At 28.0% G+C, this 18,753-nt stretch carries 15 protein-coding genes; 1 reads left to right on the plus strand and 14 read right to left on the minus strand.

The window, feature by feature from the left end:
• Positions 1-68: 68 nt before the first annotated feature.
• The 10 genes from COL3_RS25675 to COL3_RS25720 all read right to left on the minus strand — a co-directional run bounded on the left by COL3_RS25675 (position 69) and on the right by COL3_RS25720 (position 13,516).
• Positions 69-1,070 (minus strand): LacI family DNA-binding transcriptional regulator, encoded by a 1,002-nt coding sequence (locus COL3_RS25675; RefSeq protein ID WP_008420625.1) that lies wholly within the window; start codon positions 1,068-1,070, stop codon positions 69-71.
• Between the two features lie 373 nt (positions 1,071-1,443).
• Positions 1,444-2,685, minus strand: coding sequence for an NAD(P)-dependent oxidoreductase (locus COL3_RS25680; protein WP_008420626.1), 1,242 nt, complete (start codon positions 2,683-2,685; stop codon positions 1,444-1,446).
• Positions 2,686-2,867: 182 nt separating this feature from the next.
• Positions 2,868-3,413, minus strand: a complete 546-nt coding sequence (locus tag COL3_RS25685; RefSeq protein ID WP_008420628.1) for a histidine phosphatase family protein — start codon at positions 3,411-3,413, stop codon at positions 2,868-2,870.
• 52 nt (positions 3,414-3,465) lie between these two features.
• Complete coding sequence (locus COL3_RS25690) at positions 3,466-5,247, minus strand: bifunctional homocysteine S-methyltransferase/methylenetetrahydrofolate reductase (RefSeq protein ID WP_008420629.1); 1,782 nt, start codon at positions 5,245-5,247, stop codon at positions 3,466-3,468.
• Between the two features lie 186 nt (positions 5,248-5,433).
• Complete coding sequence (locus COL3_RS25695) at positions 5,434-6,558, minus strand: anti-sigma factor domain-containing protein (RefSeq protein WP_008420631.1); 1,125 nt, start codon at positions 6,556-6,558, stop codon at positions 5,434-5,436.
• Positions 6,559-6,567: 9 nt separating this feature from the next.
• Complete coding sequence (sigI, locus tag COL3_RS25700; RefSeq protein WP_008420632.1) at positions 6,568-7,233, minus strand: RNA polymerase sigma factor SigI; 666 nt, start codon at positions 7,231-7,233, stop codon at positions 6,568-6,570.
• Positions 7,234-7,801: 568 nt separating this feature from the next.
• Positions 7,802-8,305 carry a DnaJ domain-containing protein gene (locus tag COL3_RS25705; RefSeq protein ID WP_008420635.1) on the minus strand — a complete coding sequence of 168 codons (504 nt, stop codon included), beginning with the start codon at positions 8,303-8,305 and terminating at the stop codon, positions 7,802-7,804.
• Between the two features lie 150 nt (positions 8,306-8,455).
• Positions 8,456-10,906 (minus strand): DNA helicase RecQ, encoded by a 2,451-nt coding sequence (gene recQ, locus COL3_RS25710; RefSeq protein WP_008420637.1) that lies wholly within the window; start codon positions 10,904-10,906, stop codon positions 8,456-8,458.
• 175 nt (positions 10,907-11,081) lie between these two features.
• On the minus strand, positions 11,082-11,951 hold the full coding sequence (locus COL3_RS25715; protein WP_008420638.1) for a methionyl aminopeptidase: 870 nt from the start codon (positions 11,949-11,951) through the stop codon (positions 11,082-11,084).
• Positions 11,952-12,073: 122 nt separating this feature from the next.
• Positions 12,074-13,516, minus strand: coding sequence for a DEAD/DEAH box helicase (locus COL3_RS25720; protein WP_008420639.1), 1,443 nt, complete (start codon positions 13,514-13,516; stop codon positions 12,074-12,076).
• A 261-nt stretch (positions 13,517-13,777) separates the two neighbouring features.
• Between COL3_RS25720 and COL3_RS25725 the strand changes: the two genes are divergently transcribed.
• A complete protein-coding gene (locus tag COL3_RS25725) occupies positions 13,778-14,971 on the plus strand; it encodes a DEAD/DEAH box helicase (RefSeq protein ID WP_008420640.1) in 1,194 nt (397 codons plus the stop codon).
• Positions 14,972-15,084: 113 nt separating this feature from the next.
• Here COL3_RS25725 and COL3_RS25730 read toward each other — a convergent pair whose 3' ends face one another.
• The 4 genes from COL3_RS25730 to COL3_RS25745 form a co-directional block, all read right to left on the minus strand.
• Complete coding sequence (locus tag COL3_RS25730; RefSeq protein WP_008420641.1) at positions 15,085-15,846, minus strand: TIGR03943 family protein; 762 nt, start codon at positions 15,844-15,846, stop codon at positions 15,085-15,087.
• Positions 15,847-15,896: 50 nt separating this feature from the next.
• Entirely contained in the window at positions 15,897-16,892 is a 996-nt protein-coding gene (locus COL3_RS25735; protein WP_008420642.1) for a permease, read from the minus strand.
• A gap of 36 nt (positions 16,893-16,928) precedes the next feature.
• The gene (locus COL3_RS25740; RefSeq protein WP_008420643.1) at positions 16,929-17,555 is read right to left on the minus strand and encodes a GTP-binding protein; all 627 of its coding nucleotides are present in this window, start codon (positions 17,553-17,555) and stop codon (positions 16,929-16,931) included.
• Between the two features lie 98 nt (positions 17,556-17,653).
• Entirely contained in the window at positions 17,654-18,595 is a 942-nt protein-coding gene (locus COL3_RS25745; protein WP_035282875.1) for a GTP-binding protein, read from the minus strand.
• Positions 18,596-18,753: the final 158 nt, after the last annotated feature.

The following is an 18,753-nucleotide window of genomic DNA, read 5'->3' on the forward strand; positions in this document are numbered from 1 at the left end:
ACACTTTTTTGTTAACGTTAACAACTTTTTTTATAATTAGTGTTTTAATGCACTAATTATTCTAGTATTTATGGGAGCTTCTTCACTGATTTTCTTATAACAAGTTTCGATTGTATATATACTTTTTCTTTTGGCACTTCTTTATTTTTTATTAAGTTAAGTAAATTTATCCCGCCATATTGACTCATAGCTAATGAATCTTTTCTAACACTTGTTAGAGGTGGAGTTACATAATTACAGAAATTACTATCATCAAATCCTATAATTGAAATATCTTCCGGAACGCTTAGGCCTTCTTCAAATACAGCTTTCATTGCCCCTACTCCAATGTCATCATTAGCGCAGAATACCGCTGTTGGCCTATCTTCTAATTTTAATAACTTTTTCATATTCTCATACCCACTTAATAAATCATATCTTCCACTTATTATATAATCCTCATTAATCTGAATATTGTTATCTTCTAATGCTTTAATATAACCTTTTTTTCTATACACAGTAGATTCAAATTCTTTGTTACCTTGAATCAATGCAATTTTCTCATGATTATTTTTAATCAGGTAATTAACAGCTTCATATACACCCTTTGTATCATCTGACATAATGTTAACTAATCCATCTTTATCAATATTTCTATTTATAACTACTGTAGGTATATTTTTTTCAAGAATTGTCTCTATAAATTTATCATCACTTTTACTTTGACTAACTACAATAATTCCATCAAAATTCTTATTATCTATAGGATGAGAGTACTTATAATCATCTATCCCTCTAATAACTAAATTATATTCTTTATCAATTACTTTATTTATTCCTTTTATGATCTCATGAAAGAACGTATCTGAAGTTCCTTCTGTAATTGATGAAAAGAAAACTCCTATAACATATGACTTTAATAAAACCAAACTTTTTGCACTGTAATTTGGCACATAATTTAATTCTTTTGCTAGAGCCTTTATTTTAACTTTTGTTTCCTCATTTATATAAGGACTATTATTAAGTGCTCTTGACACTGTTGTATGCGAAACATTGGCAATTTTCGCAATATCTTTTATAGTAACACTCATCTTTTCTACACTCCTTTAAAATAATAATGTTACAATAAAATTTCTACATCTTAACTTTATGGCATGTACTTTTTTTGAGTAGAACTTTATCTTGGATTTATTACTATTAATTAAACAAAATTTACTATTAACTTTAAGCTTTACCAATTTAGGTATCTTGTAATCCTTTATTTTTAATTTTAAAACTGTTCCATATAATTGACTTTACTACACTCAATTTATATTTTAACATATTATTTTAATTGTGCAAAAAAATTATCTCAAAATTCTATTTTTAATACTAAAATAATCATATTAAACTCTAATATTCTTTGAAACAATTCATATTTCAACATCTTTTGAAGTTATAAACAATTCAGTTTATTTAAATCACTTAATTATTTTTGCAGTATTCTTCAATAGTTTCTGCAACAGTTTTTGCTTGAACCACAGCTTCAACTACAGTTTTTGCTCCTGTTACTACATCTCCTGAAGCAAAAGTTCCTTTTTTAGTTGTATTTCCTTTTTCATCAGTGATTAACAATCCCCATTTATTAGTATTTAATTCTGTTGTATTTGATACTATATTAGTTCTTGGAGTTTGGCTTACTGCTATTATTGTTGAATCACAATTAAAAAATTCTTCTTTTCCTTCTATAACTTTTGTTTGCACTTTACCTTGAGAATCAATCACATTTTCTGTAGGAGCCAATCTAATTCCATCTTCTTTTATTTCTATAGGTGATTTAAATAATTCAAATTTAATATTATCTTCCTTTGCCTCTCTAATTTCTTGCTTTGTTGCAGACATTTCATCAAAGCCTTTTCTATATATTATGGTTACTTCTTTTGCTCCGTTTCTTATTGCACTTCTCGCAGCATCCATTGCTACATTTCCTGCACCTATAACTGCTACCTTATCCCCTAATCTATAAATTTCAGGTGATTTTAAATAATCAATTGCAAAATGTACATTTCCAAGTGTCTCACCTTTAATGTTTAGCGTCTTTGGATTCCATACTCCTGTTCCAATAAAAACAGCTTTATATCCATCTTCAAATAGTCTATCTAATGAAATTACTGGTCCAATAAGAGTATTTGGCCTAATTTTTACTCCGAGTTCCATTAGTTTGTCTTCAATAGTATCTATTAATGACTTAGGAAGCCTATATTCAGGAATACCATACCTTAATACTCCACCTATTTTAACGTGTGCATCAAATATTGTTATATTATAACCCTTTTTAGCTAATATAAATGCAATTGTAATTCCTGCTGGTCCTCCACCTATTATTGCTATTCTATCCTTATCTTTGGGCACATTTTCAAACTTGATTTCTTCTAGGTATTTCTTTGATATTTCATGCTCTATATCATGAAAATTAATTGGTTCTCCTTTTATCCCTCTTACGCAATTTCCTTTACATTGATCTTCATGAATACAGACTAATGAACATATAGCTGACAATGGATTATTTTCAAATAAAATTTCGCCTGCTTCTTTAAACTTCCCATCTTTATACAGACTAATAACTTCTGGTATAGCTGTGTCAATTGGGCAGTGAGCCTTACAATTAGGTTTTTTGCATAACAGACACCTATTAGCTTCATTTAACAAAATGTTATTGTTTCCCATCTTCGCATTCCTCCTTTTGTATTTTCATATATCTAGTATACTAACTCAAATTAACCTTCATTTCAACCATTAAAATGTAAAATATGCTATACTTTTTATTCAAATAAGAATAGCATATTTTACTGCTTTATAATGTTAACTGAATTGTACTATACTTTATAGAAAATAATAACACCGTTTAACTATTTTTTATATAGATATAAAATTCCATTTTGGGGATTATATATTAATTTCCCTTTAAACTTTCTTTTTTTTAGTTCTTTTTGAAGACTATACATAAAAAAGCCATGGGTAACTATTAATATATTCTCTGTTTTTTCCCTTTCTGCCTCATTTAATAGCAAATCAACAAACTGTTTAGCCTTTTCTTTAGTTATTCTTCTATTTTCTTCTTGAGATTTATGATTAAAGTACCATGCAGCTCTGCCGCTAACTGCCCAAAACCAATATGGGAGCTTTAAATTACTTTTAAATATAGGATCAATTATAGTTTCTCTAATTAAATCATTCTGAACTATATTATCCTTATATACATGTTGTGCAGTAATCATCGCTCTTATAAGAGTGCTAGAATAACATTTATCCCACTTTATTCCCATAAGTTCAATATCTTTTCTAATGACATCACTTTTATTATAGTTTTCTTCCCACTCTTTGAATTCCTTTGATGTCATAAATAATTTTTTTTGGTAATTAACTTTAAAATGCCTTATGAGACCTATTATCATAAAAATCCCTCCGGTCTTTTTACTATTAAAAATAAATCATTTTATTTTGTTATTATTCTTTAATTTGTTTTATTATTTCCATCAACATATTAACTCTATTGAACGGAGTTATAAAATATAGTCCATCACTAATACCTTTTAGCTTTTTCCCAATTTCTGCTGCAATTTTTACTCCTACTTCCTGTGCCTCTTCCTTATTCATATTTTCAGTAAACATATTTACATATTTCTCAGGGATTGTGACTCCTGGAAGTTCATTGTTTAAAAATATTGCATTTCTGTAACTTACAACCGGAAGTAATCCAGCTAAAATTTTAATATTTGTTCTTTCTTTTATTTTCTTCAAAAATTCTATGGCTTCATCATCATATATAGGCTGAGTTAAAAAGAATTTTGCTCCTTTATCTATTTTCTTTAGCATACGATTGTATTCTACTTCCTTATTTCGCACATTTAAATTTAAAGCACCACCAATTAGTAAATTTTCCTCTTTAAAAAATTCTTCATTCATATCGTTAATAAGTTCCATTAATCTAAATGAGTTTAAATTAAATACACTCTTAGTTTCAACTTTACTTGCATCTGAAATTGGATCTCCTGTAATTGCAAGAATATTTCTTATATTTTCAATGTGAGATGCTATCAAACTTGATCTAATGGCATTTGTATTTTTATCTCTGCAACATACATGAGGCATAGCTTCAATGCCTATTTCTCTCTTAATTTTAGCAGCTATTATTGTTGAATCCGCTCGTACTTTTGACATAGGTGAATCTGGAACAGTTACTAAATCAATATTATTTTCTTTGCAAATTTTAGCTCCGGCAATAAGTTTAGAAATATCCGTGTCAATAGGTGCAGACAATTCTATTGCCACCACAAATTCGTTATTGTCTAACTTATTTTTAAATGTATTTTCAGTTTTCTTCTTATATTCCTTAGTTTGTTCTTGGTTTTTAATAGTAGTATTTACTTTTTTAGAATTTTCATGAATTAATGCAGATAATTCTTTTATATAATTAGGATTTGTTCCACAACAGCCACCAATTATTGATACTCCTAAAGATTTAAATTCGCTAACCTTTTTGGCAAAGTATATTGGATTGTTAGGATATACAGTTCTTTCATGAATAATTTCTGGATAACCTGCATTAGGAAGCGCCGAAACAATATCACCGCCTATATTAATTTTCTTGATTATTTCAGATATATAAGTTGGACCTGAACCACAATTAAATCCATAGGCATCTATGTGTTCAACCTTTTTAACTTCCTTAATTAGTTTACTTACACTTAGCCCATCTCTTGTGAATCCATCGGGTTTAACTGCAAATTGAGTTAAAATAAAACTATCTTTGTCCTTACTTTTTATATACTCTGAAATCTCCTTCAGGTAATTGTAATTACTAAAAGTTTCAAAGATAAAAATCTTGATTCCATCTTCTAAAAAACAATCTGCAATAAATTTATATTCTGCTAAAATATCATCATGTGATTCATCTAAATTATCTTCTTTTATCGGACCAATGCTTGCTCCAATAAAAACAGATGTATCTGTAGCAGCATCTTTGGCTATTTCTATTCCAGATTTAATTATATCCTTTAATCTATCTAAAGATACTCCAAGATCATATGTATTTGCTGAAAATGTATTTGTTCTTATTAGATTAGCCCCTGCTTTAATATAATCACTATGTATTTTTCTAATTATATCTTTATGGTTCAAATTACCAAACTCACAATAAGATACGTCGTTTCCAGTTAGTTCCGAATAGTACGTCCCCATTGCTCCATCAGATATTAGTATGTTATTTTGTAAATATTCTTTTATCATTTTAATCTCCCCAAATCCTTATTAATAATACTTACTTGTTAGTATACTATAAATTTTGAATATAGTCCTTAATTTTTAATTTAAATTAATTTTTCTTTTTAATTTACAAAAACTTTATATTGGACAAAAAAGTAGGCTCATCTTCTCCAAGATAAACCTACTTTTTTAGAACATCTTAAATAAATATTATTTTTTTATATCTTTACTTGTGTCATCAGTTTTAGATGGTTCTAATGGTATTTTGTTAGAATTATCATCAATTTTACCTGAGGTAGTATTATTTTGAATAGCTCCACCATTATTAGGGACTATATTAATAACATCATCTTTAGCTGGCTTTGATGTTCCATTTTTATCACTTTGCGCTGGCACATCTGGTTCTAACTGTAAAACATCATTATTACCTTTGTCAGGTTTAACAGTGTTATCTTTTCCTTTTCCAGCATCACTATTAGGATTTGTATTATCAGCCGGTGCATTAATAACTGGTTTGTCAACTACAGGTTTATCTGGTTTTACATCTATACCTGAATTTGTTGAAGGATTAATTGGTGTATCCTTCTCATCTTTTGCATCCCATTGAATAACATTATCCTTATCTTTTATACTTGCAGTTATTTCCTTTACCGGTGCTATGTCTATTTTTTTCTTAGTTTCTTCATCAGCAACTTTAGACGCTTCATACCTTCCTAAGCTTATACCTTTTGTCTTAGCTTCATCGACATCTTCTTTATCACCTTTTACATAGGTTACTGTTACATCTTCTGAACTAAAAGTTGATGTAATAGCATCTTGCACATTCTTTTCATAAGTACTATTATCTCCATTTTGCACAAATGCAAAACCAACTAATACTTCTTTGTTTGTATCCAAATAATTTTTTTCTACAAGCTTTTCTTTTATTTTTTGTATTCCATCATCTATGGTCATATCCTTAATATCTGAAAAATCTATATTTTTACCATCAGCATTAACACCTTCAACCTTAATAATCTTTAAATTACTATCAGCTTCTATTTGTATACTAGGATTAATATCTAGACTAACAACTGCATATGCCGTCTCTGATTTCATAGTATGAAAGAAGGTGAATACTATTAAAAATAATGCAGCTATAGATCCAAGTGCTTTAAATAAATTATTATGCCTATAAACCTTATTTGAAGTATTTTTTATAATATCATCATCAAAATAAAATATCTTTTGTCCTACTTTCATATCATGTTTAGCTGCTATCTTATCCATAACACCTTCATCATTTAATGCTATGGCATAGTTTTTCTTAACTTCCATTATTATTCCCTTATTCATTTATTTCACCTACTTCCTGATCCAATTCTTTAAAGCACTGAGATTTTTATCAATTATTATCACAACGGAAATAATGAATTTTTTACTTCTTTTTATTACCTTTTCTGTAACTGAATATTTTAGTACAATTCTTTTTATAGGAAGTCTTTTCTTCAAATACATAAAAGATACAAATTCTTCCTCTTTGCTTATTTCCTCAGATAACAATATAGCATTTTTTCTCGTTGCCTGCTGTTTGGGAGCTTCATTCACCAAATCTTCCAAAGTAAAACCAAATGAACTTATTTCAGATTTAAGCCTATTTATTTCATCTACTAATATGCTATTATCTTCCTCTTGCTCTATATACTCATCTTTAATTTCAAGTCCCTTGTCCACTAATTCTTCAAAGGATGAATGTTGATGCTTATTTTCACCTTTCAAATAATTTTTTATTCTGCTGGCTATAACAAGTTTTGCAAAAGATAAAAAATGACCCTTCTCATTATCATATCTTTCAATTGCTTCATGAAATCCAAGTAAAGCTATACTTAACTCCTCATCATTTTCGCATGATACATATCTTCCTGTTACATCAGAAATACTTTTTATTATAAAAGGCATATGATTTTCAATAAGTTCATTTATATTTGTGTTCTTGTCAACATTTAAATCAATTAAAACACATTCGAGCATTCCATACGCTCCCTTCCCCCGGTCATTATAATATACAAAATAATCTATTATTTTTGGTACTTTTTATTAAATAAATGAAAAACTTTTATTCGAAGTTTTATTTTAACATTTCTAAATTTTATCTTAGTATTATCAGACTTATACTTTTAAAGTAACTATTTTTTAATTATACCATGTATTAATTTTTTTTTTAATTTAATTATTTGAAAAATATATTTAATTATCGAAATAATTATGACATCTTTTAAAATTATTTATATATTTTATATTTCTCCCTTCGATATACAAAAAATAAAGAGTGTATTTAATAGTTAATAATGATAGAAAAACTCCAAAGTAATGTTTATCACTTATTATACGATTTAACTCTTTATTTTTTCTCACATCCATAAAAAAATTTTATATCCAAGGACAATTCATAATAATCTAAATATAATAAAAGGAGCTTAGAGACCGGCGAAGGACACTCTAAGCTCCAAATCAGCACTTTACGTACCAACTGCTTATTAAGAATAACATAATTATTAGTTTTTATCAACTTAAAAAATTAAAATAATTTTATAATTGATTAACACATTCCTCCGTTACTATTACTGCTATTGTCTCCTCCACAAGCGTTCATATTATTAGTATTAGATTTCACATTTTTATTAGCATAATTTTTCATATAATCAATTACTCTTGCTTGTAATTTATTTAAGCTATTTAAATATTCGTAATTATCCGGTTCTAATTCGACTGCTTTTTTTAAATAATTCAACCCACTTTCAAACCAGCCCTTTTGCACTGAGATAAATCCTTGTAGATAATTCCATTCCGCTGAATTTGCATTATTAATCAAATTTAACTTTGCTTCAGCAGCTGAAAAATTCTTCATGTCAATTAAATTTCTAACTTCTTTGTACAAATTGCCGTTTACGATTCGCTCATATGCTGCACTAATAGTTAAAATTTTCTCCTTAGTATTTTGATCTTGGTTTTGTGTATATTCTTCAATCATATCTTTAAATTTATTTTTAATTTCTTCTTCAGAAGCGTTCTCATCAATATCTAAAACCTCATATGGATTCAATATAACAGCACCTCTTTATAATACTTTTTACACTATTAATTATATTTATAAAAGTTGCTAATATTCTTATGCCAAAAACAAATACAATACAAATTTATAAAAATTAGTATATAAATTATTTTTACATAGCATTCTTTCTTTTTAAAAAATTTATGAATAATACTGTTTCAAAATTATAGATCTTATAGTTTCATATTTAATATGAGATGGCAGTTCCTTCTTTAATATACTTATTTTATCATGTCCATTTCTTTCACAAACATTTATAACTAATCCAACATCCTCTGGACTGTAGAACTCTTCTAAATTAATATCAAATATATTATCCCCGAATTCTTTTATATAATCGGTAACATAACCTAAAATAGTTGATATTGAAAGTTCTATTTTCTCTGATATTTCATGAATATTTATTTTTTGTTTAAGCATATCTATTGCAATTTCATTACTCTCCCGCTCTTCTCCATCGATTATAACTTTTCTTCTTCTTCTTTCAACCCAGGTTATTTCCTTTTGATTGTGTTCTAAATAATTATTTACTATTTTTACAATTTCATCTCCATATAAACTAATTTTTTTAGGTCCAATTCCGCTTATATCCTTTAGTTTTTCTAGAGAATCAGGATATCTTCCACTTATTTCTTTTAATGTGTTCATAGTTAAAATCGCTTGTGGCAGTACGTTTTCCTTTTTAGCAAATTCTTTTCTAGCCTCATCTAATCTTTCATATAATTCTAAATCAGTGCTAACTTCTAATTTAGAATCCTCAGCTTCATTTTCATGAACGTTAGAATTTGATGTAGTTGCTAAAGTATTAGATACTTGGATATTATGCTCTTCTACATATTGTTTTATTGTTTTTTCAAATACTTTTCCATACTTACTGTATTTTACTTCCCCGACTCCAGATATCTTCAGCATTGACTCTTTTGAAATTGGATAATTTACAGCCATCTCTCTCAAAGTTACATCTCCAAATATAATATAGGGCGGAACACCATTTTCTTTTGCAAGTTCTTGTCTTATTGATCTTAGAATTTCAAATAATTCATTATCTTCCTTAGCTTTTGTTTCTATCTTAAATTCCTTTAACTCTACCTTTTCCTGTGATGTTAACACCCTTCTAGATTTTTCATTTAAACTTAGTACAGGATATGTACCCTCAACAACCGTAATATACCCATGGGAAATTAGTGTATTAATAAAATTTTTTAATTTTTCACTTGAGTATTCTTTCATTAATCCATAAGTTGATAATTCGTCAAAATGAAATTGAATAACTTTTTTATTCCTGGAGCCTCTAAGAACGTCAACAAGCATTCCGATACCAAATTTATGTTTCATTCTATAAATACAAGAAAGGACTTTTTGTGCTTCAATTGTTTTATCTACAAATTCACCTTCGTTTAAACAATTACTACAATTGCCACAATGATCTCCATATTCTTCTCCGAAATACTCTAAAATATATTTTCTATAACAACTGTTACTATGTACAAAGTCCATCATTTGTTGAAGTTTTCTATATTGATTATTTTTTCTTTCGGAATCTTCAATTGAATTTTCAATTAAGTATTTTTGAACTTGAACATCTTGTGGTGAAAATAATAATATACATTCGCTATTACCTCCATCTCTACCTGCTCTACCAATCTCTTGATAATAACTTTCTATATTTCTAGGCATATTATAATGAACAACATATCTTATGTTAGGTTTATCTATTCCCATCCCAAAAGCATTTGTAGCTACCATTATACTTGATCTATCAAATATAAAATTTTCTTGGTTTTCTTTTCTATTCTTTTCAGATAAGCCAGCGTGATAGTATGTTACATTGTACCCATTAGTTTTCAATTCTCCATGTATATTCTCAACTTCTTTTCGTGTTGCAGCATATATAATACCAGAAACTTCTTTGTTACTTTCTATAAAATTATTTAAATATTCTTTCTTGCTGCCACTTTTAACTACATTTATAAGTAAATTCTCTCTGTCAAAACCAGTTATAAATACTTTAGGTTTTTTTAATTTAAGAAGAGTGATAATATCTTTCTGTACCTCTTCTGATGCTGTTGCAGTAAATGCAGTTATTATTGGCCTATTTTCAAGCAGACCTATAAACTGCGAAATTTTTCTATAGCTTACTCTAAAATCATGTCCCCATTGAGATATACAGTGTGCTTCATCAACTGCTATTTGAGAAATATTGCATTTTGAAATTATATTTATAAATTCATAAGATTCTAATCTTTCGGGTGCAATATAAAGTATTTTAATTTCTCCTCTTTCAAGATTATTTATAACTTCACTTTCTTCAACTGCACTTAATGTACTATTAATCAAAGCACCTTTAATTCCCATATCTTTCAAAGTATCCACTTGATCCTTCATAAGAGATATAAGAGGAGATATTACAATGGTTATTCCGTCTAGCATTAGAGCCGGAATCTGATAACAAATAGATTTACCGCCACCAGTTGGCATTATAGCAAGTACATCTTCTCCTTTGATGATTTTATCAATAATATCTTCTTGTCCTTTTCTAAAAGATTTATATCCATAATATTTTTCTAAAAAATCACCTGCACGGTTTATCATCAATTTTACTCCTATCTTAATAAATCTTGTATTAATATTATAATATCATATTTTATTATTGACTTAAGTCCATATTATCTAATCACATAAATAAAAAAAAGGATTGATAGTTAATATAACACATTTCAATCCTATTTTAGTATAATATAAATTTTTCATCAAACAAATTAGTATATTATTTAGCCAATATTTCAACACCAGTTTCTGTTATTAATACTGTATGCTCCCATTGCGCTGATAATTTATCATCTGCTGTATAAATTGTCCAATCATTTTCAGCATCAACAAATACATCAAAAGTCCCTTCATTAACCATTGGCTCAACAGTAAGAACCATGCCAGGAACAAGCAACATTCCGGTTCCCTTTTCACCAACATGAGGAACAAAAGGCTCTTCATGAAACTGCCTTCCAATTCCATGTCCTCCTAATGCCCTAACTATTGTATATCCATGTTTATGCGCATGTTCAGCACATGCAGCTCCTATATCTCCTAAAAATCCCCAAGGTTTTATTGCTTCAATTCCCTTTATCATACATTCTCTTGCAATTGTTACTATTTTTTTTGCTTCATCACTTACTTCGCCAATCATAAACATTCTAGATGCATCTGAGTAATATCCATTTAGGATTGTTGAAACATCAACATTTACAATATCTCCATTTTTTAAAGTAATGTTTGCATCTGGTATACCGTGACAAACTTCATTATTAATTGATGTACATACGCTCTTTGGGAAACCTTCAAAATTTAAAGGTGCAGGTACCCCACCATGCTCCACCGTATAATCATATACTAATTTATCTATTTCAGCTGTACTCATTCCTTCTTTAATTTTACCAGCAACTAAATCTAATACACCATCATTTATTTTAGCACTTCTTTTTATTCCTTCTATATCTTCTGGACTTTTTATAATGTTTTTAGGTGGTACTAAGTGTCCTTTACGCCTGTAACTTTCAATTTTTTCATCGAATTCCAAATGACACTTCTTATATTTTTTTCCACTACCACACCAACATTTTTCATTTCTATCTAAAGCCATTATTGTAATTACACCTCTTTTAAATCATATTATCTTTGCAGAAAGTTTGAATTAGTTTACTTTGTATACCATTATATATTAAATCTAATTGATTGTAACCATATAATTTCCAAAATATATATTTATTTTTTAGCCCTTTCTATATTTAGCTTTTTTCCCTTTATCGTAGTATTCTTTAATTCCTCTATAACTTTATTTCCTTTTCCGTTTAATATATCAACGTATGACACAGAATCCTGAACATCAATTATTCCAATATCCTCTGAAGTTAATCCCTCAATTCTACAAATTGCGCCTACAATATCACCAGGACGAATCTTCTTTTTCTTACCGCCATTTAAGTAAATTTTTGTTATATTTGTATTAATAATTTGAGATTTTTCTTTTTTCCTTTTGGGCTTCGTTTTTAATAATTTTATCCCTTCGTTACTTTCTGTTTCTATTACTTTTTCTTCTGGTAAATTGCTAATAGGGATTTTAAAGCCTATAAGTTCTTCAATATCTCTTAAAAGCTTATCTCCTTCTTTCATGCAAAAGCTTATGGCTTTTCCTTTAGCTCCAGCTCTACCTGATCTTCCAATCCTATGTACATAAGCTTCCTTTTCAACTGGCAGATCATAATTTATTACATGAGTTATACCTTCAATATCAATTCCTCTTGCCGCTAAATCTGTTGCAACAAGCAGCCTAAAATCACCTATTCTAAAGCACTCCATAACATGAAGTCTATCTTTTTGAAGCATACCTCCATGAATCTTATTTACTGAATAGCCTTTCAACTTTAGATATTCATAAACTATATCTACATTTTCCTTAGTCCTTGTAAAAATTACTGCTGTTTCAGGTTTTTCACATATTAAGATATCATTTAAAGATTCTAATTTTCTGTCATACTTTACATAGTATAAAATATGCTCTATATTTTCGGTAATTAGTTTTTGTGCTTTTATGCTAATATCTATTGGTCTATCCATATATTTTTCACATAGTATCTTTATTTCTTCAGGAATCGTTGCTGAAAACAACATAGTTACTTTTTTCTTGGGAATTCTTCTAATTACACCTTCAACTTGGCCAATAAACCCCATATTTAACATTTCATCAGCTTCATCTATAACAAAATATTTAATTTTAGAAACATTTAAGCTTCCTCGATCTATGTGATCTAAAATCCTTCCAGGGGTTCCTACAACCATATGAGTTTTTTGTTTTAATTTTCTTTCTTGTTCTGATATTGACTCTTTGCCATAAACAGCAACTACTCTTACTCTCTTAAACCTTCCAATATTAGAAATATCTTCACCAACTTGAACTGCAAGCTCCCTAGTTGGAGTTAAAATTAAAACTTGAGGATTATTTTCATCCCAATTTATTTTTTCACATAATGGTATTCCAAATGCAGCTGTCTTTCCACTCCCTGTTTGTGACTTAACTATAACATCCTTATTTATAAGAATTTCTGGTATTACTTTTTCTTGCACCTCTGATGGTTTAGCATAGCCTAAGCCTTCAATAGACCTAAGTATTTCATCACTTATTTTAAATTTATTAAATTTATTATTCATATATAATACTTTCACCTCAATTGGAATTATTAACTTATTATCATTAGTAATTGAATAAATCTTTCTTATTATACCATTCTTCTCTAATATTCAAACATAATATTGATATTTATATAAAATAAATTATCATATCAAATAGAACATTAAGTAAAACATGTAACTTAAGCTAGAAAAATGAGCATAATAAGGATATAATAAATTAATACTGCAAAGTTATGTATTTATTTCTAACATACACTATTAAAAATAAAGGAGATATTAATGAATACTTCATTTAATGACTTAAACTTAAATTTAAATATAATCGAAGGGTTGAAAAAACAAGGAATTACTACACCAACTCCTATTCAAGCTTCATCTATTATACCAGCCCTTGAAAATAAGGATATAATAGGGGAAGCTGTCACAGGAAGCGGAAAAACTTTAGCTTACCTTATCCCTCTATTTCATAAAATAGATGCTTCAAAACGTGAAATGCAAGGAATAATCTTAGCTCCAACCCACGAACTAGCTATACAAATTGAAGATCAAATTAAACTGCTTGCTGATAATTCTTCAATTCCTATAACATCCTTATCAATAATTGGTGATGTAAATATTAATAATCAAATAAAAAAACTTAAAGATGTAAAACCACATATTATTGTTGGATCTACAGGTAGAATCTTAGATCTAATACGGAAGAAAAAAATAACTGCTCATACAATTAAAACAATAATTATAGATGAGGGAGATAATTTATTAGATCCAAAAAGAGCCGATATTACTAAAGATATTATTAAGACAACTATGAAGGATAGACAGCTTATGTTATTTTCAGCATCAATTAAGCCTGATACATTAAATACAGCCAAGTTACTTATGAAAGAGCCAGTTATTATTAAAAATGATGATAAACCTTCAATAAATCCAAATATTGAGCATATGTTTGTAGTATGTGAAAGACGTGATAAGTTTGAGACCTTAAGAAAAATACTTGTGGCAGTCAAGCCTGAAAAAGCTATCATTTTCGTTAATGATAATAATGATATTGAATTAACAACGGCAAAATTAAATTTTCACAGTAAAGATTGCTTTGCCATGACTGGTAAAATTTCAAAAGAAGATAGAAAGCTCGCTATTGAAAGTTTTAAAAATGGTAAAATTAAAATTTTAGTTTCATCAGATGTAACTGCTAGAGGTCTTGATGTTGAAGGAATAACTCATGTATTACATTTAGATTTGCCGTTAAAGTTTAATGAATATTTACATAGAGCTGGAAGAACTGCAAGAGGAAATGCACATGGTACATCTATATGCTTAGCTACAATTAAACAACTTAATATTATAAAAAAATATGAAAAAGAATTTAATATTGAGTTCAAACAAAAGAAAGTATTTGGCGGTGAATTAGAGGACTATAGACATTCTACTGAAGCTAGTAGGATTATGAACAAATCTAAATTCCATAAATAATATTTTAATTATCTAAGTCCACCATATTTAATGAACATAATTAATAGGTATTAGCTGAATTAAAATAGCCATGCACATAAAATTTACCAATCTTGTGCATGGTTATTAACTATTTACTCCTCATTTTCTATTTTCTCTACGACAATGATAGGTATTTTATGATTTACATTATTTTCATCCTTAAGAGTTGAGCTTCCAATCCTTCCAATTACCTTAACATTTTCACTTTCATTTAAATCATTAGCATTTTCATATTCACCAACAATTCCTACAACCCTCGAATCTGCAGCGCAACAAGTCATTACAATCCTTCCAATAATAAATTGATTTTTATTCAAGTAATTTTCTTTACATATAAAACCATGTATCTCTAGCTTCTTTCCCACATATTTTTCAGGATTAATTCTTATATATTCCAGAGTCATAGGATTATTTTCATCCACTATTATAGTATTTTGTTGGCTATTTTCAGCATTGATATTGTTTTTGTCTCCATTTAATTTATAATCAAACTCATATTCATATAATGATCTTCTTTCTATTCTGCTTACATTATTTTCTCTTATTTCTTTGTCTAACTCAGAATGTTTAAATGTTTTTAAATTATCAACTGAAATTGCTCCTAATATTAATGCAAAAACGATGGGAATAATTTTAAGCTTAATGCTGCTACTGTTCCCCTTACTTGTAAAAATATTTTTTATTTGCGAAATTGCTATTATACTCATTACAATTATAGTGAAGTACATATATTTAACGACATTACTTCCAATATAGAAGCTTATTTTGCCAGTAGAAACCAAATCAATTATTGATAAATCTAACAAAATAAGAATAATGAACCACATAAATTCATCAAAATTAAATCTTTTCATTAGGTTGCTGCCTCCTTTCTTGTATTCAAATAATCTTCTTTTTTAATGATTTATAAACCACAAATCGCAAATAAAAAAGAAATTAGAAATACAATACTGATTGTGCATATACTTAACTTTAGTACGAAACTCTTTTTGAAGGCTCCTATAATCATAATAAGATTTTTTAAATCAAGCATTGGTCCTAAAATTAAGAATGCCAAGACTCCACTAAATGAATAATTAGTTAAGAAGCTGCGTCCTACAAAAGCATCTACTTCTGAACATAAAGATAAAAAGAAACCAAGCGTCATCATAATAATAATTCCTATAATTTTATTATTTGATATAAAATTAATTCCACCATGTGAAACTATAACTTGAAATATTCCAGAAATAAATGCTCCAAAAATCAAATACCCCATTATATCTAAAAATTCTTTATTAGTATGCTCAATGATAGCTTTCAATTTATTTTGGCTTTCAAGAAAGGTACTACACCCACAGTTACAATAACTTTCACCATCCAAGTAATCTATAATTAATGATTGTTTGTCTCTTTCGAGAGCATTTACTAGAATTCCAATTATAATTGAAGCAACAAAGCCACCAACTATCCTAAGAAGTACCATAATTTGTTTATCGTAAAATGCATAATATGTAGACATTATTACAACAGGATTTATGATTGGAACAGCAAGCATAAAAGTAACTCCAAATCCAATAGGTACTCCTTTTTTTATCAGTCTTCTTGTTATTGGAACTATTGCACATTCACAGACAGGAAAAACAAGTCCTATTAGTGCCGCTCCCATATAACCTAATATGCTTGCCTTTGGTATTATTTTAGCTATAAATTTCTCTGAAATACATGTTTGAATTATTGCAGATATTGCAGATCCCAAAATTATAAAAGGCATTGCCTCAAGAACTATGCTCGTAAATATGCTGGCAAAGTCCCCTATTTCATGCGAGTATAAGTTGGGAAAATATATCTTACAAATATATAATAATAACATTGCACTTATAACACAGAAAGTTATAACTCTGTTTTTACAACGATTCATATACCTTCCTCTTTCCAAAGTATTTTCAGTAGTATTTTACTTATTACGCTTAAAATTTGACATCTTAATTCTTAATTTCTTAAGATATCCATTATCAATGACATTTGATTTCTTAAGTGCTGACTTTAAAGTATATTTATTATTAACTTCTAAAATATATGCCCTAGGATTAATCCTTTTTACTCTTTTTATGCCCTCATTTAAAGTTTCAGCGTTGCAATAATCTATGTTATTTACAATAACCATATTTGCCGCTTGAATAAAAGGAATTATAAAGCTCCCAATATTGTCAATGTACTGCTTCAACTTTTTTCCATCGGCTACAAAATATATTGTAGTAACTTTGCTACAGCTTCTATAAATTTTGTCATTTAAAATATTAAATAAATCTTTTAAATCAAAAGTTCCATTATATTCTATAAGTATTCTATTGGGATTGTACTCTTTTATTGAATAAATCAGCTCTTCTCTAAGCTCGCTCACTTCATTCACATATTGAACCTGTATAAGATTATTGTTTAATGGGACTTTTTTTTCTCCATTTTCCAATTGAAAAATCAAAACCTTTTCGCCTTCAACCTGACTTTCACTTAAAAGTGAATTAATAAAACTTGTTTTTCCAGCACCCAGAAAACCTGTTACAATCTCAATATTTATTTTCATTATTACACCACCTCTCATAGTATAGTTTTGTAGTCCAGATATTAAAGAAAACAGTATTAAACTTTCACTAAGAGCTTATATTTATTAGCTCAAATATACTATTTAAATAGCTTTAATAACTCCTTCTTATTTAATTTGCTGCCAATTATAGACACTACTTTTTTATTTGACCATCTAATTTCTCTACTTTTGAATTCATTAGGAACATAGTCAAATTGATAATATACTCCGTCAATTCCCCTTAATATTCCCTTTGCTCTAAGAATATTTCCGTATTTTTCACTATTAGCAATAAATTCAAACTTTTTTTGTATTTCTTGTACACTTGTATTTTCATCAATTTCTATTGGATAACTTTCAAATACTTCTTTAGCATTATGACTTTTTTCTCTTCTTAAGGCTTTGATATTTTCAGGTTTTGTCAATGGTATTTCAATTTTATTTTCTACATTATTAATTATCAAAAAATCTTTAGCATTTAAACTTTCCCAAGGCTTATAGATTATTTCAGCCCTAGAATTAAGTTTTCTAAGAGAATCTATTGTGTCATTTATTTTAGTTTTATCTACCAATTGGCTTCTACTTAAAACAATCTTATTTGCTTTTCTTATTTGATTTTCATAAAATTCTTTGAAATTTTTTAAATACATATCATAATTTCTTATGTCTATTAATGTAATAATATTTCTTATTTCTAAATTTTCCTGAAATTTAGTCCCTTGTAATATATTAAGAATTTCGCTTAATTTTGCTACTCCCGAAGGTTCAATTATTATGTTATTTGGCTTATACTTATTGATTACTTCAAGGACAGCTTCTCCAAAATTTCCAGATACCTGACAACATATGCATCCAGAGTTTATTTCCTTTATCTCAATATTACTTTCTTTTAATATGTCTCCATCAATTCCTACTTCACCAAACTCATTTTCAATAATTATTGTATTTTTTCCATATGCCTTTTCATTTAATAATTTTTTTATGAGCATTGTTTTTCCTGCCCCTAAAAAACCTGAAAATATATCCACATTAATTTTCATACTAACCAATCCCTTCCTACTTCGAATAATACTCATATTTTTATTTATACGATATTTATCTCATATATATGAATAAAATAATTAAACATAAAAAAATCGCAGGCGACTGTGGAGCTGGAGATTTTTTTCACGCATCTGCCTTTTCGAACGCATGTGAG

This window comes from Clostridium sp. LS, assembly GCF_002760435.1.
In the GTDB taxonomy this organism is placed as follows: domain Bacteria; phylum Bacillota; class Clostridia; order Clostridiales; family Clostridiaceae; genus Clostridium.